The organism is Gordonia sp. NPDC058843, from assembly GCF_042743165.1.
Taxonomy (GTDB): Bacteria; Actinomycetota; Actinomycetes; order Mycobacteriales; family Mycobacteriaceae; genus Gordonia.
In genome coordinates, this window is the sequence record NZ_JBHYNC010000001.1 from 274,736 (window position 1) to 301,027 (window position 26,292).

Consider the following 26,292-nt stretch of genomic DNA (forward strand, 5'->3'; position numbering starts at 1 on the left):
CGCTGTGCGTCCGGGACTCCAGCCCGCACACCATTTATCGGACACAGACCCCGTGATCGATTGTCCCCGATGACATCTCGATCATCGGCCGACCCCGCCCCGTGGGGACCAGTCCGACCCGGCGATCGCAACGAAGCGAATTCGAGCCGGGCACACCTCAAGCCCCACGCTGTCACACCAGAAGGAAGCACAAGAAATGCAACTTCTCGACACCCAGATCGACGACTCCATCTTCACCACCCATGAGTCGGAGGTGCGCAGCTACTGCCGTAACTGGCCTGCTGTGTTCACCACCGCCAAGGGCTCGTACATCAAGGACCAGGATGGTCGTGAGTACCTCGACTTCTTCGCCGGCGCCGGTTCGCTGAACTACGGCCACAACAATCCGGTCCTGAAGAAGGCGCTCCTCGAGTACATCGAGGCTGACGGCATCACACACGGCCTCGACATGGCGACCGTCGCCAAGGGGAACTTCATCGAGAAGTTCACCAGCCACATCCTCGAGCCGCGTGGACTGGACTACAAGATCCAGTTCCCCGGGCCGACGGGTACGAACGCGGTCGAGTCAGCGTTGAAGCTCGCCCGCAAGGTGACCGGACGTACCTCGATCATCAGCTTCACCAACGCTTTTCACGGCATGACCCTCGGGTCGTTGTCGGTGACCGGCAACTCGATGAAGCGCGCCGGCGCCGGCATCCCCCTCGTCCACGCAACCCCGATGCCGTTCGACAACTACTTCGACGGCGTCATGGAGGACTTCCACTGGTTCGAGCGCGTGCTCGACGACTCGGGCAGCGGCCTGAACCGTCCGGCCGCGGTCATCGTGGAGACGGTTCAGGGTGAGGGCGGCGTGAACGTCGCCCGCGCCGAGTGGCTGCGTGCGCTGTCCGAGCTCTGTGAGCGTCGCGACATCCTGCTGATCGTCGACGACGTGCAGATGGGTTGCGGCCGCACCGGGGAGTTCTTCTCGTTCGAGGAAGCCGGTATCAAGCCCGACATCGTCACCCTGTCGAAGTCGATCAGCGGTTACGGGCTGCCGTTCGCACTGACCCTGTTCAAGCCGGAGCTCGACGTGTGGACCCCCGGCGAGCACAACGGCACCTTCCGCGGCAACAACCCGGCCTTCGTGACCGCGGCCAAGGCCATCGAGACCTACTGGGCCGACGACGCCCTGACCCGCGAGATCCACGCCAAGGGTGAGCGTATTTATGAGGTCTTCACCGACCTGTGCAGCCGCTACGACGGCATCTCGACCCGCGGTCGCGGCATGGTCCGCGGACTCGCGTTCGACGACCACACCGCAGCTGGCAAGGTCTGCGCGCAGGCCTTCGGGGCGGGACTGCTCGCCGAGACGTCCGGCCCGTCCGACGAGGTGGTGAAGCTGCTCCCGCCGCTGACCATCTCCCGCGAAGACCTCGACCGCGGCCTGTCCATCCTGTCCGATGCAGTCAAGGAGGTGATCGGATGATCGTCCGAACCACAGCCGAAATCACCGGTACCGACCGCGACGTCGCCGACCCGAAGGGCAACTGGCGCTCCAAGCGCATCGTCCTCGGTGGCGACCGGGTGGGCTTCTCATTCCACGAGACGACCATCGCTGCGGGCAGTGTCAACGAATTCCACTACGCCAATCACGTGGAGGCCGTGTGGCTCGTCGAGGGTACCGGCACCCTGCTCGACCGGGAGACCGGCGAGACCTACCCACTGGCCCCTGGCACGATGTATCTGCTCGACGGCCATGAGCGTCACACAGTGACCGCGGAGACCGAACTGCGCATGCTGTGTGTGTTCAATCCCCCGGTCGTCGGCACCGAGGTCCACGACGAGAACGGGGTGTACCCGTTGGTGACGGTGCCGCAGCCGACCGGCAAGCACGCCGACGAGGCCGTGTCCTCCTGATCGACTGACGCGCGTTCCCCAATCGCCACCCCGAGTGGCAGTCGCTAGATGTTCTCTGCGATTGCCCTCGGAGGTGGCGATTGTCGTTCGCTTGCCTTCCAGAAGGCCAGCACCGCGTCGACGGTCTGGGCGGGTTGCTCGACCGCCGGAATCACCCGGGCCCCGCGGACGGTGACCTCGCGCGCATCATGCATGGTGCGCGCCACCGCACGCGCCTCGTCGGGCGTCCACTCGCCCCGATCATCGGTCGTCACGAACAGGACCGGACACGAGATCGCCTCGGCCGCCCAGGTCAGGTCGGTGCGGTGCAGAATGGCGGTCCTGATGGCCGGGATCATCGACCGACCGGAGACCCGGACCGAACGTCGCAGCATGTCGATCGCCTCGGGATCGTCGCGGCGTGTGTGGTCGGTGAACAGTGTCGTCGCCATCGCCGACCACACCGGTCCGCGTGCTCCGATGACCCGGTAGATCGGCAGCAGGAGCCGGATCCGGCGTCGTAGGTCCCGATCGATCGGACCGGTCGGCGCGCTCATCGCCACCAGGGTGTTGACCAGCGCCGGCTCGACCGCGGCCAGGTGCATGCCGACATGCCCTCCCCAGGCGTTGCCGACCCAGTCCACCGCCGCCGAACCCGTCATCTCCCGAATCCTCGCGATGACCGCGAGCGCGGCGTCCACGCATGCCGCGATGTCAGCTGGCTCGGCCGACTTGTCACTCTCCCCACACCACGGCGCATCGACGAGGAACAGACGTCGGTGCGCTGCCAGCCCTGGGACGACGCGGTCCCAGGCCCCCGAATCGACGAACATGCTGTGCCACAGCACCGCCGGAGGTCCGTCACCCACGCTCCGGACGTCTATGCGCCCCAGCTTCGTCGGTACCTGGAAGTGATTCATCGTTGCTCCCGCCCGAAGTGGTGGCACCCGAGTCGGGCCACCAGCAATTCAAAGTACACAGTGTCTTTTGAATTTTGTCTAGACTCATCGTCGTGGCCAGGTCCTACTCATCGGAACTCCGAACGGAACGTGCCCGCGAGAACCGCACTCTCGTCCTCGACACCGCCACCGAGATGTTCTGCGAAGACGGGTGGGTGGCGACGACCATGTCGGGGGTGGCGACCCGCGCCGGACTCACCCGTCCGACCGTCTACCGACAGTTCGACAACAAGCTCGATCTGCTCGACGCCTGTATCGTCTCGGCCCTGCGGCGAGACGAGGATGTCCCGGTTCGCGACAGTGTCGGCTACCAGGCCATGGGACGCGGTGAGCGGCCCGCACGCATTCAGGCCGCCGCATCATGGCTGCGCGATGCCCACCTCCGCTCGGCAGCCATCCAGCACGTTCTCGACGAAGCCGCGGTCACCGACAGCGAGGCGGCCGCACTCCGCGACGCGCGCGAGCAGACCCGCTGGAACGAGGTCCGCTGGGCGCTCACGCTCGTGCTCGACCGAGAGCCGGACGATGTCACGGTCGATTCGATGTGGATGCTCGCCTCCAGGACCCTGTGGCTCCGTCTCGTCCGGGAGCGCGGCTGGAGTGCCGACCGATGGGAGCAGTGGTTCATCGCGCACACCGCAACGACGATCGCCCGGGCCGACGCGGTCTGAGTCGGGCCTATCCTGGGCAGGGTGCGTACTCGTCTTCAGCTCGGCTCCACCCCGGCCGAGCACACACCCCTCGACGACGACGTCGCGGACCGGATCGCGCTGGCCGCCGACATCCTCGCCGGTCGCCGTTTCGCGGTGCTGACCGGTGCCGGGATCTCCACCGACTCCGGCATCCCCGACTACCGGAGTCCCGGGTCACCGCCGCGGACGCCGATGACCCTCGAGATGTTCCTGTCCTCCGCCGACTTCCGGCGCCACTATTGGGCCCGCAATCACCTCGGCTGGCGGCACATGGACGCCGCCGTCCCCAACCGCGCCCATGCGACACTCACCGAGCTCCAGCAGCGCGGCTGGATGTCCCGGGTCCTCACGCAGAACGTCGACATGCTGCACACCAAGGCCGGCACGCGCGGTGTCATCGAACTCCACGGGTGTTACGGCCGCGTTCGTTGTCTGAACTGCGACTGGCGGATCTCTCGGCACCGGCTCGCCGAGGAGCTCGAGGAGGTCAACAGCGAGTTCGCGAGTCGGGTTCGCGGACACGGTGCCATCGAGGTTGCCCCGGACGCCGATGCCACTCTCTCCGACACCTCGGACTTCGTGATGATCGACTGCCCGAACTGCGGCGGAATCCTCAAGCCCGACATCGTCTACTTCGGCGAGACGGTGACCAGAGATGTTGTCGACGAAGCGTATTCGGTTGTCGACGACGCCGATGCGCTAGTGGTGGTGGGGTCCTCGCTCACCGTGATGTCCGGCCTGCGATTCGCGCGGCGCGCGCACCGCGCCGGCAAGCCGCTGGTCATCGTCAACCGCGGCGCGACCCGCGCCGACGAGCTCGCGACGCTCAAGATCGATCACGAAGCCGGTTTCGTACTCCCCGCGCTGGCGACGTTCTGACCCGTCGTGGTATTCCGGCCGTCGGCTCCCGAGGATCATTCCGCGGCCATGCTGTCGCGGAACCGCGCCGTACGCTCGGCGGCGTCGAGTCGGCAGCACCACGAGCAGAACTTTCCGTCCGGCGCGGCGTACCAGTGGCAACAACTGCGGCGGTCGTAGTGCAGTCGCGTCCCACGGGGGCCGGACAGACTCCGATAGGTCCCGCCTCGATCGAGTTCCGCATGGGTCGCCGCGAGCTCCTCCGCGCGACCACGGAGCATCTCGGCATCGTGGAATCGCGACAGCGTGCGAAACGCCCCGGCGAAACCGGCTGCGATGTTGCCCCACAGATTCCCGAGTCCGGGTCCGGTACCGGCACTCACCGACCGCGCCACGAGAAGCAGGTGCCCGTCGACCACGGTCTCGACGACGTCCTCTGCCGTGGCCTCCGGCCGGCCTGCCACGGCGTGTAGTTGGACGACGTCGGGGGTTCCGTCGACGAAGACCATCGCGGTGTTCGGTGCGGTGAGATCGAGAATCGCGTCATGCCGCACCCACGCCGCGACGGCCACGCCGCACACCCGATGGCAATACCGCTGGAACACAAGCGATCCGACGTGTCTGCCGACCGCCATTCCGCGGGCAGCTGCATGCCGCCGCACCATCCGATCAGCCTCGCCGTCCGCGGGATCGGCAAGCCGCGCCGCCTCGAAGACCTCCTGATCCGCGCCCGGAGCCGCGTCGTCGCCGCGACCCCGCACGCGAAACGGCGGGCCCAGGCGACTCAGGTCCGCCACCATGCCGTCGAGGTCCATCCCGCTCCGTTCAGACACGTCGGTATCCCTCCGTTCTGGGTAAGACGAAACGCTCGCCGCGGAGTTCCACGACGTCGGCGACCGGTCCGTAGAGTTCATGAACGAGGGCTTCGGTGACAACCTCACGCGTCGCGCCCTCGGCGTGGACACGCCCCCTGTCCAGCACGACCACCCGATCGCAGAAAGCGGCCGCGAGGTTGAGGTCGTGCAGGACGACGAGCACACCGACGCCCTCCGCACGCGCCAGATCACCGGCTGTCTGCATGATCTCCAGCTGATAGCGGAGGTCGAGACTGCTGACCGGCTCGTCGAGGAGCAGATACGGGGTCCCGATGGCCAGGGAACGGCCGATGAGGACTCGTTGCCGTTGTCCCCCACTGAGTTCCACCACACGGCGGAGAAGTAGATCGGACAGGTCGAGCCGGGATGCGACCCCCAGGACGACGTCGGCGACCGCGGCGGCACCGAGTGTTCGACGATCCAACCCGAGAGACAGGGAATCTGCGACCGTGAGTGCGCCCGTCGAGAACTCCTGCTGCGGAACGTATCCGAGCATCCCGGCTCGTCGCGACGGCCGGAGACGCATCACGTCCACGCCGTCGGCGACTACCGTCCCCGCGCGCGGGGTGAGTACCCCACACACCGACTTGACCAGCGTCGACTTGCCGCATCCGTTGGGACCCAGGACACCGACGACCTCACCGCGCCGGACATCGACGTCGACGCCGCGAAGCACCGGGGCACCGCGGCGACGGTATGCCGCGACGAGTCCTCGAACCTCCAGGGCGCGGCCTTCGACGAGATGACCGGTCACCGGGCCCACCGTCCTTCGCGGAGGATGAGCCAGACGAACAGCGGGACACCGACCAGCGACACGACGATCCCGACCGGGATGATCACCGGACTCAGCACGAGCCGTCCGACCAGGTCGGCGGCCAGTAGGAGGGCCGCGCCGACCAGTGCGGCCAGTGGCAGCCGATACCGCTCGTCGCTGCCGACGAGCATCGCAGCGATGTGCGGCGCGACCAGCCCGACGAAGCCGATGACACCGGTGATGCTGATGATCGTCGCGGCGACCACCGTGACGATCACGCCCACTTCGACACGTAGGCGTCCCACCGGCACTCCGAGCGAACGCGCCACCTCGTCGCCGGCGACCAGACGTGTGTAGTTGCGCGCATTGCTGAGCGTGTGCACCGCGGCGGCGCACACGACGACCGACGCACCCGCGATCTGCGGCCATGACGCCCGGCCGAGATCACCGAACGTCCAGTGGATGATCGATGCGAGTTGTTGCTCGTCGGCGACGTACTGCACGCTCGCGGCCAGTGCGGCGAACAAATAGCTCAGGGCGATGCCCGCCAGGATGAGGACCGTGGGTCCCATCCTGGTGACACCGGCGATGGCGAGCACCAGCAGCGAGCACAGGACCGCGCCGACGAACGCACACAACACGGTCCCCAGCATCGTGGACCCGGCCACGGTGAGCCCGCCCAGGATCGCCAGCGACGCGCCGAAGGCGGCCGCGTTCGAGATTCCGGTGGTGAACGGGCTGGCCATCGGGTTGCCGGTGATGATCTGCATCGTCGCGCCGCACAGTGCGAGGCCGACTCCCGCGACGACGGCCATCACGATCCGTGGGAGGCGCAGCTGGACGAGGGCGACCCACTCGGCCCGGTCGAGAGGGTCGGCGACGTGCTCTCCGGCCGGGAGAAGGGTCGCCAGCAACCGCGCCGAATCGATGTCGGTGACCCCGTTGACGATCCCCGCCCAGGCCAGCACCGCGGTCACCAGCACCGAGGCGGCGGTCACCACCCGGCGACGACGGCGCGCACCCGCCAGAATCGTTGCCGGAGGCGCCGTCTCGACGATCAGGCCCGACCCGGGGCGACGGTGTGGAAGTGTCCGTCGACCGGGGCCATACCCTGCATCGCCATCCAGTCGGCAAACACCGCGTCGGCGTCGACATCGGCCATCTGGGCCGGATAGAGAGCCTTCGCGAGGTAGACCGTCCCGATGACCTTGCCGAGGCCGCCGCCGGCGAAACCGGTCATGAGATGGACGTTGCCACCACGGACCGCGGCCAGGTCACCCCAGCCGGGCCGGTCGACCATCTCGCGACCGATCCTGGCGAACTCGCCGGCCGGCGGCGGTGTGTAGACGCCCGTGTTCTTCAGCGCACCACCGGATGTCGTCTTCAGAATCAGGTCGGGGTCGGCACGCAGGATCTGCTCGGGGTCGACCGTGTCGCCCTGGAATCCCGGATCGCCGAAGATGTTCACCCCACCCGCCGAGACGATCATGTTGTGCCATCCATCGTTCGAGGTGCCCGGGACAGCCGTGGTGTAGGGGTCACCATACTCCCAGTAGACCCGTTTGCGCGGGGCGATCCCACCGATCCGATCATCCACGGAAGCCTGTGTGGTGGTGAAGAAGTCGATGACCTTCCGCGCGCCGTCGGGATTGCCGAACGCCGTACCCAGGATGTCGACCTGACCCACGATGTTCTCGTTGTCCCATCCGGTCACGGTCAGGACGTTGATACCCGCGGGCGTCAGCTTCTGCGCGTACTCCTCGACCCTGCCGTTCCGGGGAAGGATGAGTACGTCGGGGTCGAGCTCGATGATCTTCTCGAGGTTGAGCTCGCTCTGGCCCTTGCCGATCACCTGGTCCGGGTCGAATCGGCTCCAATAGGCGCGATCCTGTGCGGTGTTGGTGTCGACGGCGACGACCTTGTCGATCGAACCCATGGCACGGATGAGCTCACTGTTGTACCGATTGGCGACGACCGCCGTGTCGATCGGGCCGTCGAGTGTCACGGTGCGACCCGCATCGTCGACGATCGTGATCGGGTCCGATCCCGGGCTCTCTCCGGTCGAGGCCGGCGCCGAGCAGCCCGCGGTGATCAGTGCGATGGCCACCGCGGTCGCGGCTACCCACCGGCGCGCGAGCACGCGCCAGTTCATGTCGTTCTTCATTTGTCCGGCTCCTCGGCCACGTGTGTCGCGTCTGCGCTGATGCACAGGCGGCCGGCAGGTATTCGGACTCGGGGCATTCCTCATCGACGGATGGACGTCCGCCGAGGGTGGCCTCCGCCGTCGCTTCCCGGGCTCATGCCCAGTGCTTGATGACGGCGTCGTTCCCTCTCACCGCTGCGGGACAGTTCCGGATTCGCACCGGATTCCCTCTTGCGCCCACGAGGTCGAAGTCGGCGACCCGTGCAGGACACGGTTCGCTCGGATCGGCCATCGTTGGACCGGCACGTGGAAGGGTACCCGTGCACGATCTCGTCGCGTCGCCGGGTGCCGGTGATTCGCGCGTCAGCGCGACACGACCACCAGGTCGTCGGCGTGGACCACCGCACGCTGCAGCTCGGGTGGGAGGTCGCGCGTGGAACGGCCGACCATCGACGTCACGTCGTCGATCCCGTAGGCCGCGACTCCCCTGGCCCGCACGGTGTCGTACTGGTCGACCAGTTCGACGACGTCACCCTCGAAGAACTTGCCGGTGACCCCGACGATCCCCGCGGCGAGCAGCGAACGCCGCCTGCGGGACACCGCGTCCACCGCACCGTCGTCGAGCACGATCCGTCCGCGGGCATCCGCGGCGTGACGCACCCAGAAGCGTCGAGCGGACAACCGCTCGGCGCGCGCGGCGAACACCGTTCCGACCGACGCGTCGGCCAGCGCCTGTGCCGCGGACGATGCCGCGGCCAGCAACACGGGCACACCCGCATCGGCCGACAGTCGCGCGGCGGCCAGTTTGGATGCCATCCCACCGGTCCCGAGCGCACCGCCGGAACCGGCGATCACCCCGTCGAGGTCCTCGGGGCCGTTGACCTCCGGGATGAGGCGGGCGCGACGGCCGTCGACATCGACCTTGCGTGGGTCACCGTCGTAGAGGCCGTCGACATCGGAGAGCAGGATGAGCGCGTCGGCTCCCGACAGGTGGGCGACGAGCGCGGCCAGTCGGTCGTTGTCGCCGAAGCGGATCTCGTTGGTGGCCACCGTGTCGTTCTCGTTCACCACCGCGACCGCACCGAGTGAACGCAGACGATCAAGTGTGCGTTGCGCATTCGCGTGGTGACTGCGGTTGGAGATGTCGTCGGCGGTGAGCAGGACCTGACCCACCGTACGGCCGTACCGCGCGAACGACGTGCCCCACGCATGCGCGAGGGCCAATTGTCCTACGCTGGCTGCTGCCTGCTTCGTGGCGAGGTCGGTCGGGCGTCGTTTGAGTCCGAGGGGTGCGATACCGGCGCCGATGGCCCCGGACGACACGACGATCACGTCCGACCCGGCCCGCATCCGCGCCTCGAGAGCGTCGGCCAGGGCGTCGAGGCGATTGCGGTCGAGTCCCTCGGCGAGATCGGTCAGCGCCGACGACCCGATCTTCACGACGACACTGCGCGCGTGTGCGATCCGGTCGCGCACCGACCCGTCGTGGACCTGGTCGGCGAACCCGGCGGTCACGGGAGGTCCCGTTCCCCGCCGTCCTCGTCCGGTAGACCGCGCCGCAGCCGCCGAGCCTGTTTGCGCTCGGCAGCGCCCACCCGGTCGGAGCGGTCGAGTCGGATGTCGGTGCCGCGGCCGGTGACCGGGACGTCGTCGCCCATCGGGGTCGACGGTTCCCAGTCGAAGGTGACGGCCCCGATCGTGACGGGAGCGCCCGGTTCGGCACCACGGCGCACCAGTTCGTCCTCGACGCCGAGCCGGTTGAGCCGGTCGGCCAGGTAACCCACGGCCTCGTCGTTGTCGAACTGCGTCTGCGCGATCCAGCGCTCCGGGCGCGTACCCCGGACGATGAAGCCGCCCTCGTTGTCCGGATCTGCCTCGATCGTGAAGCCGGTGTCGTCGACGGCCTTGGGCCGGATGATCGCGCGCCGAGCGACCTTGGCGGGCTGCGCTTCCCGGTACTCGCGCACCATCCGAGCGAGCGCGAACGTGAGCTCACGCAAACCTTCGTGGGCGACGGCCGAGATCCGGAACACCGGCCACCCGCGTTCTGCCAGTTCGGGTTCGATCAGATCGGCGAGCTCGGCGGCGTCTGGAACGTCCAGCTTGTTGAGGATCACCACGCGGGGGCGGGATGCGAGATCGCCGAGTCCGTGGTCCTCGTCGAGTGCCGGCACGTAGGCGGCCAGCTCGGCCTCGAGCGCGTCGATGTCGGAGATCGGATCGCGCCCGGGTTCCAGTGTGGCGCAGTCGACCACATGCGCGAGCACCGCACAGCGCTCGAGGTGACGGAGGAACTCGAGTCCGAGGCCGCGGCCGGTCGAGGCTCCCGGTATGAGACCGGGGACGTCGGCGATGGTGAACACATCGCCCGCGGTCTGCACGACCCCGAGGTTCGGGACGAGGGTGGTGAAGGGGTAGTCCGCGATCTTCGGCTTGGCCGCCGAGAGCACCGACACCAGCGAGGACTTGCCCGCCGACGGGAACCCGACGAGACCCACGTCGGCCACGGACTTGAGTTCGAGGACGAGCGAGCGCTGTTGCCCTTCCTCGCCGAGCAGTGCGAACCCGGGAGCCTTGCGGGCCCGGGATGCCAGCGACGCGTTGCCGAGCCCCCCGCGGCCACCCTGCGCAGCGTCGAAGGTCGTACCTTCACCGACGAGGTCGGCCAGGATCGCTCCGTGATCGTCGAGGATGACGGTACCGTCGGGGACCTTGAGGACGAGGTCCTCGCCGGTGGCGCCGTCGCGGTTGTCACCCGCTCCGGGTCTACCGTTGCCCGCCTTGGCATGTGGGTGGAAGTGGAAGTCGAGCAGCGTGTGCACCTGGGGGTCCACGACGAGTCGCACCGACCCGCCGTTGCCGCCGTTGCCGCCGTCCGGTCCACCGAGCGGCTTGAACTTCTCCCGGTGCACCGAGGCGCAGCCGTGGCCGCCGTTGCCCGCCGCGACATGAATGGTCACGCGGTCGACGAACCGTGACATCGAATCCTTCTTCCGTTCAATAAAACAAAACAGGGCGGGCGGGGTACGTGATGACCCTGCCCGCCCTGTGAAAAGGCTTGTCGTGCCGGTTGCTCAGGTCAGACCGAAGCGGTTTCCGGGACGATGTTGACCGTCTTGCGGCCACGCTTGGAGCCGAACTCCACCGCGCCGGCAGCCAGCGCGAACAGGGTGTCGTCGCCGCCGCGTCCGACGTTCACGCCGGGGTGGAACTTGGTGCCGCGCTGGCGGACCAGGATCTCGCCCGCGCTCACCTGCTGGCCGCCGAAGCGCTTCACACCGAGCCGCTGGGCGTTGGAATCGCGACCGTTGCGCGAGCTGGACGCGCCCTTCTTGTGTGCCATGTGTCAGTCCTCCTGAGGTCTTCTCGAAGCTGTCGAACTACTTGATGCCGGTGACCTTGAGGACCGTCAGCTTCTGACGGTGACCCTGGCGCTTGTGGTAGCCGGTCTTGTTCTTGAACTTGTGGATGCGGATCTTGGGGCCCTTGACGTGCTCCACGACCTCGCCGGTGACGGAGATCTTGGCCAGCTTGTCGGCATCGGTGGTGAGGTCCGACCCGTCGACGACCAACGCGACCGGCAGGCTCACCGTGGTGCCGACCGCTCCGTCGATCTTCTCGACCTTGACAGTGTCGCCCTCAGCGACCTTGTACTGCTTTCCGCCGGTCTTGACGATCGCGTACGTTGCCATCGAAGTATTCCTCTTACTCGTCTACTCGGACCCTCGAAGCGCGGGCGCTTCTGGGGCGTTTGTGTTGTGCGTGCCGGGGCGGGCCGCAGGGCACCCGGTCACGTGGGCCGGGGAAGCTGCGGTTCGCACCAGAGGGCCTGCCGACGGGATTCGCACCGTTGCCGTGCCGAAGCGGGCAGAACAGCGCAGACCCTCCGCGGGAGGCGACTTTCCAAGGTTACGGGAACGCCGGTCGTCGGGTCAAACTCGTCCGACTCCCGGCCCGTCCCCCGGTGTCAGTCGTCGGCCGGGGGCGGTCCCGCGGGCCGCCCGGCGCTTCGCTTGCGCGGTCTGCGTCGTACCGCGACCGCCGCCTCCCCGGACCCGGAGGAGACCGGACCGGAGGTCGTCGTCGGGGTGTCCGGAACCACATCCACCACCGCCGTCATCACGACGTTCTCCGGCGCTGTGGTCGTCTGCGCAGGACGCCGGACGACCCGACGCCGTCGCCGTGCGGCTGCCGGCGCCTGCCCCTCGGAGCCCGAACCGGCAGGCTCGACCGGTGCCGACTTCGCGGCCGATTCCGTTGCGACCGGTTCGGATGCCACCGGCTCGGATGCGACGAGCTCTGCCGACGTCTCGGCCGCAGCAGCGGTCGTGGTGTCGATCGCGGTGCCGGTGACCGATTGCTGGGACGACACCTCGACGGTCGGCACCGCTGTGTCATCGGAACGATGCTCGGTGTCCCCGTCGTGATGCGCCGCGCCCGATTCCTCGCCATGTTCGTCGTCGTCGTGGGCGTGCGCCGCCATCGCCCGGAACATCGGGTGCTCGGCCGGCTTGTGGGCGGGTGCGACGGCCGGTGCGACTGTCTCCGGCTGCGCGTCGGCTTTCTTCTTGCCCCGACGGGACCGCTTCGACCCGGAACCCTCGGCGCGAGCGGAATCGTCGGACCTCACCTCGACGGGATTGGCGTGCACGATGATGCCGCGACCACTGCACGCGGTGCAGGTGGTCGAGAATGCTTCGAGCAGACCGGTTCCGAGGCGCTTACGGGTCATCTGGACGAGACCGAGCGAGGTCACCTCGGACACCTGATGGCGGGTGCGATCACGTGCGAGGGCCTCGGTGAGCCTGCGCAGCACCAGATCCCGGTTGGACTCGAGCACCATGTCGATGAAGTCGACGATGATCATGCCGCCGATGTCGCGCAACCGCATCTGCCGCACGATCTCCTCGGCGGCCTCGAGGTTGTTGCGCGTCACCGTCTCCTCGAGGTTGCCGCCGGACCCGGTGAACTTGCCGGTGTTGACGTCGACGACCGTCATCGCCTCGGTGTGCTCGATGATCAGCGTGCCGCCGGAGGGCAGCCACACCTTGCGGTCGAGCGCCTTCGCGAGCTGCTCGTCGATGCGGTGCACCACGAACGAGTCCGGCGCATCGGCATGCGGCTTGTCGAATTTCTCGATCCGTTCCATCAGATCCGAGGCCACGGAACTGACGTAACCCTCGACCAGGTTCCACGCCTTGTCGCCCTCGACGACGAGCTTCTTGAAGTCCTCGTTGAACAGGTCACGGACCACTCGCACCAGGAGATCGGGCTCCTCGTACAGGGGCTTGGGGTTCGACGACCCGCCCTTCTTGGCCTGCGTGACGGACTCGTCGATGGTCTTCCACTGCGCCTCGAGGCGTGCGATGTCGGCACCGAGTTCCTCGGCGCTGACTCCCTCCGACGCGGTGCGGATGATCACCCCGGCCTCGTCGGGGACGAGTTTCGCCAGGATCTGCTTGAGTCGCTTGCGCTCGACGTCGGGCAGCTTGCGGCTGATCCCGGTCGACGATCCACCCGGCACGTACACCAGGTATCGGCCGGCCAGCGAGATCTGCGTCGTGAGGCGGGCACCTTTGTGTCCCACCGGGTCCTTGCTGACCTGCACGAGCACGTTGTCGCCGGGCTTGAGCGCCTGCTCGATCTTGCGCGAACCGCCGTCGAGTCCGGCGGCATCCCAGTTGACCTCGCCCGCGTACAGCACGCCGTTGCGTCCGCGACCGATGTCGACGAACGCGGCCTCCATGCCCGGCAGGACGTTCTGGACACGGCCGAGATAGATGTTGCCGACCATCGACGACGACGTCGCGGTCGTCACGAAATGTTCGACGAGGACGCCGTCTTCCAGCACCGCGACCTGCGTGTAGTCCTCCACCGCGGCGTGCTCGTGTCCATCGTTGCCGGAGATGCGGCTGTTGGCACTGCGCTCGCGGACGACCATCACACGGTCGACGGCCTCGCGGCGCGCCAGGAATTCGGACTCGGTCAGGATCGGCGGCCGTCGCCGGCCCGCGTCGCGTCCGTCGCGACGGCGCTGGCGCTTCGCCTCCAACCGGGTCGATCCCGAGATCCCCTGCACCTCGTCGCGGGCCCGCTTGCTGCGCGGCTCGCGCTCATGCACCACGGTGTTCGGCGGATCGTCCGGAGATGCCTCGTCACCGTCGCCCCCACCCTTGCGCCGGCGACGGCGACGCCGGCGGCGGGTCGACGACGAATCGCCCGAGTCGTCGTCGCCGGATGCGTCGTCGTCTGCACCGTCGGCGGTCTCGGAGTCGTCGCCGGACTCACCGGCGCGGTCGCTCGATGCTCCGGAGGTGGACTCCGAGTCATCTGACTTGTCCGATCCCGAGCGGCGGCTGCGGCGCCGGGTCCGCTTGCCCGACGGTCGGCCGCCCTCCGACTGCGAGTCGTCGGCCGACTCGGCATCGGACGAGGTGTCCTCGGAATCCGCCTCGGCGGTGCCGGCGGCGGCGTCACGGGGTCCCTCGTTGCCCGACTCCTCGGCATCCGGGTCCCCGGAGCCCGGCTCGCTGGTGTCGGAATCGCTGGAGTCGGACTCGTTGGTGTCCGATTCTCCGGCATCCGACTCGTCGGTGTCCGACTCGCCGTCTCCACCCTGGTCTCCCCGGCCGCGCCCTCGTCCGCGACGCCCGCGCCGACGTCGGCGGTTGCGACCCGAACCCGAATCGTCGGCGTTCGAGTCGTCGGCGTTCGAGTCGTCGGCGTTCGAGTCGTCGGCGGAGTCATCGCCGATGGACTCGTCGGTGTCGTCCGAGGAGTCGGCGGTGGTCGAATCGCCGGCCTTCGCCTCGTCGGTCTTGGACCTGTCGGCATCCGACCTGCCGGCATCCGACTTGCCGTCTGCCGGGGCCTTGGTGCCGGACACGCCGGTGGGCGCGTCCGCTGAGTCGGATGTCGCGACCGCAGGAGTCGTGTCGTCAGCCGACACCTCCTCGACGCGCGACTGGTCCGTGGTGTCCCGTTGGCTCTTGGCGTCCGCGTCGGCCTTGGGCTTCGCACGCCCCGACCGTGCGGTGCGTGGCTTCTCGGCCGGCGCCTGCGGCTGCAGGAACAGCGGCTGCGCGCCCGCGGACGCATCTGCCTCATCGGCCGGAGTCGTCACCGGCGCGTCGTACTGAGCCGACGCCGCCGAGAACAGCGTCGGGACCTCGGCCGCGGGCGTGTCGTCAGTGGGCGTGGTCGTCGCCTCGGTGGTTTCGGCCACTGGAGACTCGGCCTCGATGGCCGACGCCTCAGCCGCCGACGTCGCTGTGGGGGCGTCCTCGGCCGGCGCCGAAGTGGCGCCGTTCTCGTCGACGCCTGCGCGCACCCGCTCGGCCACAGATTTCGCCAGGTCGCGGTCGACGCTGGACTGTGGGCTGCGGGTCTGCACGCCGAGATCGGCCAGGTGAGCCAGCACCTGGCGACTCGTCAGGCCCAGAAAGCGGGCCAGTGCGTGCACACGAAGTTTGCTGGGAAATTCTTCCGCCGATTCCGACGCTGCGTTCGCGTCAGCCGGCGACCCGTTGTCGGTCACTCAGTCTCCTCGAACCCCCGGGCGCGTCGGGCTGACGCGGCCACGCGAGGGTCTGCTCTGTGTCCCGGCCCGAAGCGGACCGGTGTTGTGTGGTCTGCGCGTCGTCGTGGCGGTCCGTCTCGCGGGTCGCCCGACGACGCTCTTGCTGTGTCGATGACCGCGTCCCCGGACGCTTTCCACGCCACCGGGCACAGGGAGAACCTGAGTGTTCGGCTGCTGGCAGCAGTGCGAACTCGGTGGGGTCAGCTGCGGTGCCGTGGCGTCGCGGTGCGTTGGTGCCGCACCGCGACGCGCCGGTACCAGGGCGCGTCATCCGGTTGTCGTCGACAAAGTGTGTCGGCGATAACTGAACAAGTATCCCACACTGCGGTCCGATGACCGCAAAGGATGAGCGTTTGACGGCGCGCGTCGAGTTGAGGAGGCCCGATTCAGACGTCGAGTTCGGGGAACCAGAGAGCGATCTCACGCTGCGCCGATTCGGGCGAATCGGACCCGTGCACCAGGTTGTACTGGGTGTTGAGCGCGAAGTCGGCGCGGATGGTCCCCGGCACCGCCTTCTCGACGGGATCGGTGCCGCCGGCGATCTGGCGGAACGCGGCCACCGCGCGGGGTCCCTCGAGTACCGCGGCGACCAGCGGACCCGACGTGATGAACTCGAGCAGCGAGGGATAGAACGGCTTGCCCTCGTGCTCGGCATAGTGCCCGCGGGCGACCTCGTCGCCTGCGGTCTTGAGCTCGAGAGCCACCAGGGTCAGGCCCTTGCGCTCGATGCGGCTGATGATGTCGCCGACGAGGCCGCGTTCGACGCCGTCGGGCTTGATGAGTACGAGAGTGCGTTCAGTCACGACTCACACCCTATCGACCGGCTGCGGAAGCGCACCGCTCAGGAGCAGTACTCACCCGCGACCGGAAAGAAGCCGTAATTGAACAGGCTGCCGGTACGCGAACGCGGATCGACGACCACCTGAACGCAGCCACCGGGCGACGCGAGCGCACCTGCGAGCGCGAGATCGAACTGCTGCGCCAGACCGAGATTCGCAGGCCGGTACTGGGCCGGCACCGGCAGGCTGGCGATCGCCTCGGGCGCCTTCATCGACGCGGCACGCTTGGTGATCGCATGGGTGGCCACATAGCTGTACTCCCCTGGCCCGACGGGCACGGGCGCGTCAGCGACCGGCGTCCCCGTGAAGTTCGCGATCGCGGTCGGGGCCTGCTCGTCCTCGGGAGCGGCAGCGGCCGTCGCCGGGACGGTGAGCGCGAGAGCGGCGGCGGCAAGGAGAACCGACGCCGGCGCAGAGCGGCGGGTGCGGTCGGAGATGGCGGTCCGGGAGAGCTGGAACTGCACGTATGTCCTCACATCAGGTGATCGGGGGGGTGGGATTGCACAGGCTGCGAGGAACGACCTGTCGCCCCCGCGGCTTGGGACATTGTCGCAGCAAGCCCCCGGCACCGTCCCGGTTCGGCGATAACGGTCCGGCCACAGGTCTTGCGGCCACCAAACCCCGGCCTGAGCAACGAGAACACGGCTGGTCAGGTGACACGGACCGCGACGCTCGGGCCGGATCGCTACTCGATCGGTTCCTGGCCGGGAAGCATCCCGCGTTCGACGCGTTTCTCCACGTCGGCCTTGATGTACCGGATGTAGAGCCAGACCGACCCGAAGACGACCCCCACCACCGCGATCGACCAGTGGAAGATCCCTCCGGCGATCACGACGACCTGCAGGCCGAGATCGAGGTTGATCGCGTATGGCCTCCCCTGCATGCCCGCGGCCAGGATCATCGCGATGACGACCAGCGTGAGGTAACCGCCCGACAACCAGGTCAGCCCGTCGCCCAGGCGCCACACGATCGGGAACGCCAGGATCACCACGATGACCTCGAGGATCATCGTGCCGGCCATCACGCCGCGCAACCCCTTCCAGGGATCGTTGGTGGGCGGGGTGTACCGGGTCGTCATGAGGGTTCCTTACCGAAGAGGGTCCGCGCGGCACCGGCGGTCACGACGGAACCGGTGATGACCACGCCGGCGCCCGACACACGCTCGCCGTCGGCCTCCTCGGCCAGTGCGATGGCCTCTTCGACGGCGTCGGGCAGGAAGGGTTTGATGACCACTCGGTCCTCACCGAACACCTCCCGCGCATATTCCGCGAGCGTCTCGGGGTCGAGCGCACGCGGGGAGCCGTTGTCGGTGACGACGACCGCGTCGAGCACAGGCTCCAGCGCTTCGAGGACTCCGCGGGCGTCCTTGTCGCCGAGCACGCCGACGACGCCGATGAGACGACGGAAGTCGAACTCCTCGGCCAGGGCTTGCGCGAGCGCGGCAGCACCGTGCGGATTGTGCGCCGCGTCGGCGAACACCGTCGGCGCGCTGCGCAGACGTTCGAGCCGCCCGGGGTTGCCGACCGAGGCGAAACCCGCACGGACGGCATCGATGTCGAGCTGGCGGTCGGCACCCGCGCCGAAGAACGCCTCCACCGCCGCGAGGGCCACCGCGGCGTTCGCCGCCTGATGCGCGCCGTGCAATGGTACGAAGATCTCGTCGTAGACACCGCCGAGTCCCTGGATGGTGAGCATCTGCCCGCCGACGGCGATGACCGCGTCGAGGACCGTGAACTCCGACCCCTGCCGGGCGACGATGGTGCCCGCTTCGACGGCCGCCCGCAGCAGGACGTCCATGACCTCGGGACTCTGTTCGGCGATGACCGTGACGGGGTCTACGGCCCCGGCCCCGTCGGGTTCATAGCCATCCGGTTCGGCGGACTTGATGATGCCCGCCTTCTCCCCCGCGATGGCGGTCAGAGTGTCCCCGAGATAGTCGGCGTGGTCCATCGCGATCGGTGTGATGACCGAGACCGTGCCGTTGATGACGTTGGTCGCGTCCCATCGCCCGCCCATGCCGGTCTCCACGACGGCGACGTCGACCGGCGCCTCGGCGAACACCGCGTAGGCCATCGCCGTGAGCACCTCGAACTTGCTCATCCGTGGTCCACCCGCAGCCGTCGACGAATCGTCGACCATGGTGATGTACGGCTCGAGCTCCCGATACGTGTCGACGTAGGTGCGCGCCGGAATCGGTGTGCCATCCACGGAGATCCGCTCGGTGACCCGCTGCAGGTGTGGACTGGTGATGCGGCCGGTTCGCCGGTGCAACGCCGACAGCAGGGCGTCGACCATACGGGTGACCGACGTCTTGCCGTTGGTGCCGGCGATGTGGATCGACGGGTACCCGTGCTGCGGGGAACCGAGCAGGTCCACCAGTGTGGAGATCCGGGTCAGCGACGGCTCGATCTTCGTCTCGGGCCACCGGGTGTCCAGCTCGGCCTCGACCTCGGCGAGTTCGGCGAGGTCGTCGGCACTGTCTGTCACACGCAGCGACGCCGGCTCGGCGTCGGGGTCGGGTTCGTCCTCGTTCAGGATCGCCCCCAGACCCAGGGGGTCACCCGCCGCATCCATGCCCAGGACCGCGGGATCTTCTTCGGGGAAACCCGTCTCGTCGCTCACGCGCCGGCCAGACTCGCCAGCTTCGCGTTCAGCCGCTCGACCTCTTCGGTCGCGATGCGCTGACGGTCCCTGATCTTCGCGACCACCTGGTCGGGCGCCTTGGCCAAGAACTGCTCGTTGCCGAGCTTCGCCGAGGTCGTCGACAGTTCCTTCTCGGCGACTGCCAGGTCCTTCGTGAGGCGCTTGCGCTCGGCTGCGACGTCGACGGTGCCCGAGGTGTCGATCGCGACGACCACGGTCGCCACGCTGAGACGGACCTCGACGGTTGCGGTGGCACCGAAGTCGGGTCCGGCCGGATCGAGGCGCGCGAGCGAGGTCACGTACGGCAGAAGCGGTTCGAGCCCCGCCTCGCCGAGTCCGTCGAACTGGACGGCGACGCGCTGCCCCGGACGCAGACCCTGATCGCTGCGGAAACGTCGCACCTCGGTGATCAGCCGCTGCAGGTCGTCGATGCGGGCCGCCGAATCCGACGACCACTCGCGCCCGGAGGTGGTCGGCCACGGGGCGACCACGAGGGATTCGCCACCGGTGAGCGTCTTCCACAGCACCTCGGTGACGAACGGCATCACCGGCGACAGCGCTCGTAGCAGCGGGTCGAGGACCGCGCCGAGCACGAGTGCAGTTGTCTCCGAACGCTTCTCGTCGTTCTCCGCGATCTGCACCTTGGCCAGTTCGAGGTACCAGTCACAGACCTCATCCCACGCGAAGTGGTAGAGCGCCTCGCAGGCCTTCGAGAACTCGTAGGACTCGAACCCGGCGTCGATCTCGGCGAGCACCTCGTCGAGACGTCCGAGTATCCATCGGTCGGCGTCGGTGAGCGTCTCCGCGTCGGGCAGCCGGCCGACCTTGGCGCCGTTCATGAGCGCGAACTTCGTGGCGTTGTAGAGCTTGGTCGCGAAGTTGCGCGACGACTGGGCGTGATCCTCGCCGACCGAGATGTCCGACCCGGGGTTGGCGCCGCGGGCGAGCGTGAAGCGAAGTGCGTCGGCACCGAAGCGTTCCACCCAGTCGAGCGGGTCGATGCCGTTGCCCTTGGATTTCGACATCTTGCGACCGTGTTCGTCGCGCACCAGACCGTGCAGGAACAGGTTGTGGAACGGGATCTCGTTGCCCGGCCCCAGGTCCTTGCCGACGTAGGTGCCGAACATCATCATGCGCGCGACCCAGAAGAACAGGATGTCGTACCCGGTGACGAGAACCGAAGTGGGATAGAACTTTTCGAGGTCCGCCGTCTGATCGGGCCACCCCATGGTGGAGAACGGCCACAGCCCGGAGGAGAACCAGGTGTCGAGGACGTCGGTCTCCTGCACATACCCCTCGGGGGCCTGCTCGTCCGGTCCGACGCACACCACGTCCCCGTCGGGTCCGTACCAGATCGGGATGCGGTGACCCCACCACAGCTGTCGCGAGATGCACCAGTCGTGCATGTCGTCGACCCAGCTGAACCAGCGCGGTTCCATCGACTTCGGGTGGATCACCGTCGACCCGTCGCGCACCGCGTCGCCGGCTGTCGCGGCGAGCGTGGAGACCGCCACCCACCATTGCATCGACAGTCGCGGTTCGATCGGCTCACCGGTTCGTTCGGAATGACCGACGCTGTGCAGGTACGGACGCACCTCCTTGACGATCCGACCCTGCGCGGCCAGCGCCTCACGCACCTTGACACGCGCCTCGAACCGATCCATGCCGTCGAATTGCGTTCCGGTGTCCGCGATCCGAGCCGATTCGTCCATGATCGTCGGCATCGGCAGATTGTGCCGTTGCCCGAGCGCGAAGTCGTTGGGATCGTGCGCCGGGGTGATCTTCACTGCGCCGCTGCCGAATTCGGGGTCGACATAGTCGTCGGCGACGATAGGGATCATCCGGTCGACAAACGGATGCGGCAGTTCGGTGCCGACGAGGCGGGCATACCGTTCGTCGTCGGGATGCACCGCGATCGCGGTGTCGCCGAGCATCGTCTCGAGCCGCGTCGTCGCGACGACGATGTGGGGTTCGGCGTCGTCGAGCGACCCGTAGCGGAAGCTGACGAGCTCACCCTCGACGTCGGCGTAGCTCACCTCGATGTCGCTGACGGCGGTCTTGAGGACCGGCGACCAGTTGACCAGGCGCTCGGCCTGGTAGATCAGCCCGTCGTCGAACATCTTCTTGAAGACCGTGTGCACAGCGCGCGAGAGGCCCTCGTCCATCGTGAATCGTTCGCGCGTCCAGTCGACGCTGTCGCCGAGCCGGCGCATCTGCTCGCCGATGTTGCCGCTGATCTCGGCCTTCTCCGCCCACACGCGTTCGATGAACGCATCCCGGCCGAGGTCGTCGCGCGTCTTGCCCTCGGCGGCGAGCTTGCGCTCGACCATCGTCTGCATCGCGATCGCCGCATGATCCATGCCGGGCAGCCACAGCACCTCGTAGCCCTGCATACGACGCCGGCGCGAGAGCGCATCCATCAGCACATGCTCGTAGGCGTGGCCCATGTGCAGCGAACCGTTGACGTTCGGCGGCGGGATCACGATGGAGAACGGCGGTTTGTCGCTCGTCGCGTCCGCGGTGAAGTACCCGGCGTCCACCCAGCCCTGGTAGAGCGACGCCTCGTGCTCAGCGGGGTCCCACGACTTGGGCAACCCGGTCTCGGGTACGGCAGTCCGGGGCGACGCCGTCTCGGGCAACGCGGATGTCTGGTCGGGTGATGTCACGGGCGCTATTCTATGTTTTCGCCGGGCCGGACCTCGCCGGCGGTCCTCCCTCCCCGGCGGCATCGAAGGACGTTGTGGCGACCCTCACCCTGGCACGTGGCCAGAACACCGGCCTGCCCGCGACGGACGTCGTCACGATCACGGTCTCCGACACCGGCCTCGACCTGCTCGCGTTCCAGCTCACGACCGGCAACCGGGTCCGCGACGACGGTGACTTCGTCTTCTACAACCAGCCCTCATCGCCCGAGGGTGCGGTGACTCTCGTCGACGGCGGCGAGATCACGATCAACCTGCATGCCGTGCCCGACGACGTCGAGCGGATCGCCGTCGCCGTCACGTCAGATCAGCCGCTCGGCTCGGCAGGGCTCACCGCACGAATCCGGGCGGGCGACGTCGTGATCGACTCCCCCGCCCATGGCCTCATCACCGAACACGCCGCCGTCCTGGTCGAGATCTATCGGCGGAACGGCTGGTGGAAGGCGCGCAGCGAGTCGTCCGGTTGGGACGCCGGATTCCCGGCGCTCGTGCGATCGCTCGGGGTCACCGTGGACTCCGACCCCGCGTCCGGCGCCACCTCTGTTCCGGCGGGCAGCCCCGACCGGAGTCCGTCGATCCGAACCGTCGACGGCGAGGACAAGCTCTCCTTGCACAAGCGCCAGACCCTGGACCTGCGCAAGAAGGCGGTCCATCGGGTCTTGCTCACCAAGGGGGTCGCGGGCCGAGACGCCCGGGTGATCGTCGTGATCGACAAGACGCTCTCGATGAGCGCGCTGTACCGCCGCCGTACCGTACACCGGGTCATCGAGCGCATGATCCCCGTCGCCACCCAGCTCGACAGCGATGGCAATCTCGAAACCTATTTGTACGCCCGCAGTTTCGCGAAACTTCCCGATGTGACCGTGGCGAATGCCGAATTGTGGATCGAGACCTTCGTGCATCTGCGGGGACGCCACGGTCCGCCGCTGTGCCAAGAGATCGACTACGACAAGCACATCGGCGGTGCCAACGAGGAACTGCCCATCATGCAGGCCGTCCTCGATGATCTGCACGATGACCAGCCCGTGCTGGTGCTGTTCTTCACCGACGGCGGTTTCCACTCCAAGGTCGCCGCCATTCGCGCGCTGATGGCCGAGGCCGCTGCGCAACCCGTGTTCTGGCAATTCATCGGTCTGGGCGACAACAACTTCGGGACGCTCGCCTCACTGGACACTATGACCGGTCGTGTGATCGACAACGCCGGGTTCTTTCAGGTCGACGACATCGACGAGCGTTCGGACGATCAGCTGTACGTCGAACTCCTCGGCGAGTTCGCCGACTGGATCGCGGTCGCGATGGACCTCGGCATCGTGGCCCGCCGTTAACCCGCCGACACGCGCAATCTGTGCAGGTCCTCGGGTGCGTTGACGTTGACGAGCCAGTCCGGGTCGGAGATCCCCACCCGATGGGTGTTGAGCGCTTCGATCGCGCCCAGCATGCGTCGTTCGCCGCTCGCGACGATGTCGGCGATCACCGCGGCCGCATCCGTGCGGTAGATCCCCGCCATCGGATGATCGCGCTGTGCGTCGTGCGCGATGACCGCCTGAGTCGAGCCGGTCATGCCCAGTCGCAGCTCGTCGATCAGCTCCGGCGCGATGAGGGGCATATCCGTCGCGCACACGAAGGCGAGCTCGGCGCCCGCGGCGGCGGCGGCGGACAGTCCGGCGACGAGCCCGCCCAGGGGGCCGGTCCCCTCCTGCTCGTCGGTCACCCACCGCACCTTCGACGAATCGATCCCCGGTGCCGCACGGTCGCGGATGTCCTCGACCCCGCGGAACGCCGCAGACGATTCACCCGCGACCACCAGCACCGGGTCGCATCGCTGCGACACCACCCGCACCACCCGGGCGAGCATCGGTTCGCCCTCCCAGTCCAGCGCTGCCTTGTCGCTGCCCATCCGCCGGGACCGCCCGCCCGCCAGCACCAGAGCGGCGAGCACCGATGTATCCAGTTCGTCGTGAGTCACATCGCCCAGTGTGCGCGATACGGCACACCCGCGGGGCAAGATGGACATCATGAGCAACACTCACGACGGCGACTCCTCGACGACGCACTCGGTGGACGAGCCACGCGAGGTCCGGCGCGCACACCCCAAGTCCTATGCCGCCGGGGTCCCCGCAGTCGCGGTCGCCCTCAAACGCGGACTCGAGCAGATGGGCGCGGTTCGGACCGCGCAGACCCTGATCAAGCTCAATCAGCGCGACGGTTTCGACTGTCCCGGATGCGCCTGGCCCGAGACACCGGGGCACCGCAAGCACGCCGAGTTCTGTGAGAACGGCGCCAAGGCCGTCGCCGAGGAAGCCACGAAGCGCGCGGTGACCCCCGACTTCTTCGCCGCGCACAGCGTCGAGGACCTCCGCTCACGCAGCGGTTACTGGCTTTCCCAGCAGGGCCGCCTGGCCCACCCGATGTATCTCGCACCCGGCGACACGCACTACCGCCCGCTGAGTTGGGATCAGGCCAACGCGATCATCGCCGACGAGTTCGCCGCGATGGATTCGCCCGACGAAGCCGTCTTCTACACCTCGGGTCGTACGAGCAACGAAGCCGCGTTCCTGTACCAGCTCTTCGCTCGCAGCCTCGGTACGAACAACCTGCCCGACTGCTCGAACATGTGCCATGAGTCGTCCGGTGCCGCGCTCGGCGCATCGATCGGTATCGGCAAGGGCTCGGTGACCGTCCCCGATCTCGAGGCCGCCGACCTGATCCTCATCGCCGGCCAGAATCCCGGCACCAACCACCCGCGAATGCTCGCGACCCTGGAGAAGGCCAAGCACAACGGCGCCAGGATCGTCGCGATCAATCCGCTTCCCGAGGCGGGCCTGATGCGCTTCAAGGACCCCCAGAAGGTCGGCGGGGTGGTCGGTGCGGGCACCAAGCTCGCCGACGATTTCCTCCAGGTCAGGCTCGGTTCGGACATGGCGCTCTTCCGCGGCGTCGCCCGTCTGCTCCGCGACGCCGAACGAGCCGCCCCCGGAACCGTCTTCGATCACGAGTTCCTCGACGAGTCGTGTGCCGGCGTCGACGAGTATCTCGACCTCCTCGACGAAGTCGATCTCGACCACATCGCCGAGATCACCGGTCTGTCCACCGGGCAGATCCACGACCTCGCCGACGCGGTACGGACCTCCCAACGCATCGTCCTGTGCTGGGCGATGGGACTCACCCAGCACCGGCACGGGGTGGCAACCATCGCCGAGGGCACCAACGTGTTGCTGCTGCGCGGCATGATCGGCCGTGTCGGCGCCGGGCTCTGCCCGGTTCGTGGTCATTCCAACGTGCAGGGCGACCGCACGATGGGCATCTTCGAGAAGATGCCGGAGTCCTTCCTCGCCGCGCAGGACGCCGAATTCGGGATCACGTCCCCACGTGAGCACGGGTACGACACCGTCGCCGCCATCACCGCGATGGCTGCGGGCAGGGTTCGCGTCTTCGTCGGGATGGGTGGCAACTTCGTGTCGGCCTCGCCCGACACCGACGCCACGGCCGACGCTCTCCGGCGCTGCGCACTCACCGTGCACGTGTCCACCAAACTCAACGAGTCCCACCTGGTCACCGGCCGCGGCGCACTCATCCTCCCGACCCTGGGCCGCACCGACCGGGACGTGATCGACGGTGTGGCGCAACGTGTCTCGGTCGAGGACTCGATGTCCGCCGTGCACCTCTCGCGTGGATCCCTGCCACCGGTGTCGTCGCATCTGCGCAGCGAGGTCGCGATCATCTGTGACCTGGCAACCCGAGTTCTCGGCACCGGCCATCCGGTTCCCTGGCAGGAACTCAAGCGCGACTACGACCTGATCCGCGACCGGATCGAGCGGGTGATTCCCGGCTTCGACGACTTCAACATCCGCGTCCGGCGCAGCGACGGATTCGTGCTGCCGCACCCGCCGCGCGACACCCGATCGTTCGACACCCCCAACGGCAAGGCCAACTTCGCGGCGTACCCGCTCGAGTCGGTGACCATCCCGCGCGACCGTCTGATCCTGCAGACGCTCCGCAGCCACGATCAGTACAACACCACCATCTACGGGCACGACGACCGCTACCGCGGCATCTCCGGCAACCGGCACATCGTGATGGTCAATCCCGACGACATCACCACGCTCGGTCTACGCGCCGGACAACTCGTCGACATCGTCTCCGAGTTCGACGGCGGCAACGGCGTCGAGGAGCGCCGGGTCCGCGGCTTCGAGGTCGTTCCCTACGACACACCCCGCGGCAACGCGGCCGCGTACTACCCGGAGACGAATCCGCTCGTCCCGCTGGGTTCGGTGGCCAAAGAGTCGAACACACCGGTGTCCAAGGCCGTGGTCATCCGGTTCGAACCGACCCGATCCGACCGGTAGACAACAGCAGAGAGCCCCGCCCGG

General features: G+C 67.9%; 22 protein-coding genes and 1 riboswitch. Of the genes, 6 read left to right on the plus strand and 16 right to left on the minus strand.

What is annotated here, in order from left to right:
• The first annotated feature begins 196 nt into the window (after positions 1-196).
• Both ectB and ACFW3F_RS01315 read left to right on the plus strand, forming a co-directional pair.
• Positions 197-1,468 carry a diaminobutyrate--2-oxoglutarate transaminase gene (gene ectB, locus ACFW3F_RS01310; protein ID WP_388053512.1) on the plus strand — a complete coding sequence of 424 codons (1,272 nt, stop codon included), beginning with the start codon at positions 197-199 and terminating at the stop codon, positions 1,466-1,468.
• A complete protein-coding gene (locus ACFW3F_RS01315) occupies positions 1,465-1,899 on the plus strand; it encodes an ectoine synthase (protein WP_388053514.1) in 435 nt (144 codons plus the stop codon). The genes ectB and ACFW3F_RS01315 overlap by 4 nt, the downstream gene beginning before the upstream one ends.
• Positions 1,900-1,943: 44 nt before the next feature.
• On the opposite strand, the gene ACFW3F_RS01320 is transcribed toward ACFW3F_RS01315, so the two are convergent.
• Positions 1,944-2,798: an alpha/beta fold hydrolase gene (locus ACFW3F_RS01320; RefSeq protein WP_388053516.1), complete on the minus strand. Its 855-nt coding sequence runs from the start codon at positions 2,796-2,798 to the stop codon at positions 1,944-1,946.
• Between the two features lie 92 nt (positions 2,799-2,890).
• Between ACFW3F_RS01320 and ACFW3F_RS01325 the strand changes: the two genes are divergently transcribed.
• Positions 2,891-3,508 (plus strand): TetR/AcrR family transcriptional regulator, encoded by a 618-nt coding sequence (locus ACFW3F_RS01325; protein WP_388053518.1) that lies wholly within the window; start codon positions 2,891-2,893, stop codon positions 3,506-3,508.
• 21 nt (positions 3,509-3,529) lie between these two features.
• The gene (locus ACFW3F_RS01330; protein WP_388053520.1) at positions 3,530-4,408 is read left to right on the plus strand and encodes a Sir2 family NAD-dependent protein deacetylase; all 879 of its coding nucleotides are present in this window, start codon (positions 3,530-3,532) and stop codon (positions 4,406-4,408) included.
• A gap of 35 nt (positions 4,409-4,443) precedes the next feature.
• On the opposite strand, the gene ACFW3F_RS01335 is transcribed toward ACFW3F_RS01330, so the two are convergent.
• The 14 genes from ACFW3F_RS01335 to ACFW3F_RS01400 all read right to left on the minus strand — a co-directional run bounded on the left by ACFW3F_RS01335 (position 4,444) and on the right by ACFW3F_RS01400 (position 21,886).
• Complete coding sequence (locus ACFW3F_RS01335) at positions 4,444-5,220, minus strand: hypothetical protein (RefSeq protein ID WP_388053522.1); 777 nt, start codon at positions 5,218-5,220, stop codon at positions 4,444-4,446.
• The gene (locus tag ACFW3F_RS01340; RefSeq protein ID WP_388053524.1) at positions 5,213-6,016 is read right to left on the minus strand and encodes an ABC transporter ATP-binding protein; all 804 of its coding nucleotides are present in this window, start codon (positions 6,014-6,016) and stop codon (positions 5,213-5,215) included. The genes ACFW3F_RS01335 and ACFW3F_RS01340 overlap by 8 nt, the downstream gene beginning before the upstream one ends.
• Positions 6,013-7,014 (minus strand): FecCD family ABC transporter permease, encoded by a 1,002-nt coding sequence (locus ACFW3F_RS01345; RefSeq protein WP_388053526.1) that lies wholly within the window; start codon positions 7,012-7,014, stop codon positions 6,013-6,015. Before ACFW3F_RS01345 ends, ACFW3F_RS01340 begins: the two co-directional genes overlap by 4 nt.
• A 59-nt stretch (positions 7,015-7,073) precedes the next feature.
• Positions 7,074-8,180, minus strand: coding sequence for an ABC transporter substrate-binding protein (locus tag ACFW3F_RS01350; protein WP_388053528.1), 1,107 nt, complete (start codon positions 8,178-8,180; stop codon positions 7,074-7,076).
• A gap of 35 nt (positions 8,181-8,215) precedes the next feature.
• Positions 8,216-8,437, minus strand: a riboswitch (cobalamin riboswitch).
• 85 nt (positions 8,438-8,522) lie between these two features.
• The gene (gene proB, locus ACFW3F_RS01355) at positions 8,523-9,674 is read right to left on the minus strand and encodes a glutamate 5-kinase (RefSeq protein WP_388053530.1); all 1,152 of its coding nucleotides are present in this window, start codon (positions 9,672-9,674) and stop codon (positions 8,523-8,525) included.
• Positions 9,671-11,140, minus strand: a complete 1,470-nt coding sequence (obgE, locus tag ACFW3F_RS01360; RefSeq protein WP_388053532.1) for a GTPase ObgE — start codon at positions 11,138-11,140, stop codon at positions 9,671-9,673. The genes proB and obgE overlap by 4 nt, the downstream gene beginning before the upstream one ends.
• A 98-nt stretch (positions 11,141-11,238) precedes the next feature.
• Positions 11,239-11,502: a 50S ribosomal protein L27 gene (gene rpmA, locus ACFW3F_RS01365; protein ID WP_004019626.1), complete on the minus strand. Its 264-nt coding sequence runs from the start codon at positions 11,500-11,502 to the stop codon at positions 11,239-11,241.
• Between the two features lie 37 nt (positions 11,503-11,539).
• The gene (gene rplU, locus ACFW3F_RS01370) at positions 11,540-11,851 is read right to left on the minus strand and encodes a 50S ribosomal protein L21 (protein ID WP_388053534.1); all 312 of its coding nucleotides are present in this window, start codon (positions 11,849-11,851) and stop codon (positions 11,540-11,542) included.
• Positions 11,852-12,126: 275 nt separating this feature from the next.
• A complete protein-coding gene (locus tag ACFW3F_RS01375; RefSeq protein WP_388053536.1) occupies positions 12,127-15,696 on the minus strand; it encodes a translation initiation factor IF-2 N-terminal domain-containing protein in 3,570 nt (1,189 codons plus the stop codon).
• Between the two features lie 428 nt (positions 15,697-16,124).
• Complete coding sequence (gene ndk / locus ACFW3F_RS01380) at positions 16,125-16,541, minus strand: nucleoside-diphosphate kinase (RefSeq protein WP_388053538.1); 417 nt, start codon at positions 16,539-16,541, stop codon at positions 16,125-16,127.
• 38 nt (positions 16,542-16,579) lie between these two features.
• Positions 16,580-17,041, minus strand: a complete 462-nt coding sequence (locus ACFW3F_RS01385) for a hypothetical protein (protein WP_388053539.1) — start codon at positions 17,039-17,041, stop codon at positions 16,580-16,582.
• A gap of 221 nt (positions 17,042-17,262) precedes the next feature.
• Positions 17,263-17,655 (minus strand): DUF4233 domain-containing protein, encoded by a 393-nt coding sequence (locus tag ACFW3F_RS01390; RefSeq protein ID WP_388053541.1) that lies wholly within the window; start codon positions 17,653-17,655, stop codon positions 17,263-17,265.
• The gene (locus ACFW3F_RS01395) at positions 17,652-19,199 is read right to left on the minus strand and encodes a bifunctional folylpolyglutamate synthase/dihydrofolate synthase (RefSeq protein ID WP_388053543.1); all 1,548 of its coding nucleotides are present in this window, start codon (positions 19,197-19,199) and stop codon (positions 17,652-17,654) included. The genes ACFW3F_RS01390 and ACFW3F_RS01395 overlap by 4 nt, the downstream gene beginning before the upstream one ends.
• The gene (locus ACFW3F_RS01400; protein ID WP_388053545.1) at positions 19,196-21,886 is read right to left on the minus strand and encodes a valine--tRNA ligase; all 2,691 of its coding nucleotides are present in this window, start codon (positions 21,884-21,886) and stop codon (positions 19,196-19,198) included. The genes ACFW3F_RS01395 and ACFW3F_RS01400 overlap by 4 nt, the downstream gene beginning before the upstream one ends.
• A 74-nt stretch (positions 21,887-21,960) precedes the next feature.
• Between ACFW3F_RS01400 and ACFW3F_RS01405 the strand changes: the two genes are divergently transcribed.
• Complete coding sequence (locus ACFW3F_RS01405; protein WP_388053547.1) at positions 21,961-23,247, plus strand: VWA domain-containing protein; 1,287 nt, start codon at positions 21,961-21,963, stop codon at positions 23,245-23,247.
• On the opposite strand, the gene ACFW3F_RS01410 is transcribed toward ACFW3F_RS01405, so the two are convergent.
• A complete protein-coding gene (locus ACFW3F_RS01410; protein ID WP_388053694.1) occupies positions 23,244-23,861 on the minus strand; it encodes a molybdenum cofactor guanylyltransferase in 618 nt (205 codons plus the stop codon). The genes ACFW3F_RS01405 and ACFW3F_RS01410 overlap by 4 nt on opposite strands.
• Positions 23,862-23,937: 76 nt before the next feature.
• On the opposite strand from ACFW3F_RS01410, the gene ACFW3F_RS01415 reads away from it, so the two are divergent.
• Positions 23,938-26,268, plus strand: a complete 2,331-nt coding sequence (locus ACFW3F_RS01415) for an FdhF/YdeP family oxidoreductase (RefSeq protein ID WP_388053549.1) — start codon at positions 23,938-23,940, stop codon at positions 26,266-26,268.
• Positions 26,269-26,292: the final 24 nt, after the last annotated feature.

What these genes read in the sequence shown, in the direction of transcription:
- ectB (WP_388053512.1), top strand. Translation starts at nt 197, where the DNA reads ATGCAACTTCTCGACACCCAGATCGACGACTCCATCTTCACCACCCAT.
- ACFW3F_RS01315 (WP_388053514.1), top strand. Translation starts at nt 1,465, where the DNA reads ATGATCGTCCGAACCACAGCCGAAATCACCGGTACCGACCGCGACGTC.
- ACFW3F_RS01320 (WP_388053516.1), bottom strand. Translation starts at nt 2,798, where the DNA reads ATGAATCACTTCCAGGTACCGACGAAGCTGGGGCGCATAGACGTCCGG.
- ACFW3F_RS01350 (WP_388053528.1), bottom strand. Translation starts at nt 8,180, where the DNA reads ATGAAGAACGACATGAACTGGCGCGTGCTCGCGCGCCGGTGGGTAGCC.
- obgE (WP_388053532.1), bottom strand. Translation starts at nt 11,140, where the DNA reads ATGTCACGGTTCGTCGACCGCGTGACCATTCATGTCGCGGCGGGCAAC.
- rpmA (WP_004019626.1), bottom strand. Translation starts at nt 11,502, where the DNA reads ATGGCACACAAGAAGGGCGCGTCCAGCTCGCGCAACGGTCGCGATTCC.
- rplU (WP_388053534.1), bottom strand. Translation starts at nt 11,851, where the DNA reads ATGGCAACGTACGCGATCGTCAAGACCGGCGGAAAGCAGTACAAGGTC.
- ACFW3F_RS01390 (WP_388053541.1), bottom strand. Translation starts at nt 17,655, where the DNA reads ATGACGACCCGGTACACCCCGCCCACCAACGATCCCTGGAAGGGGTTG.
- ACFW3F_RS01415 (WP_388053549.1), top strand. Translation starts at nt 23,938, where the DNA reads ATGAGCAACACTCACGACGGCGACTCCTCGACGACGCACTCGGTGGAC.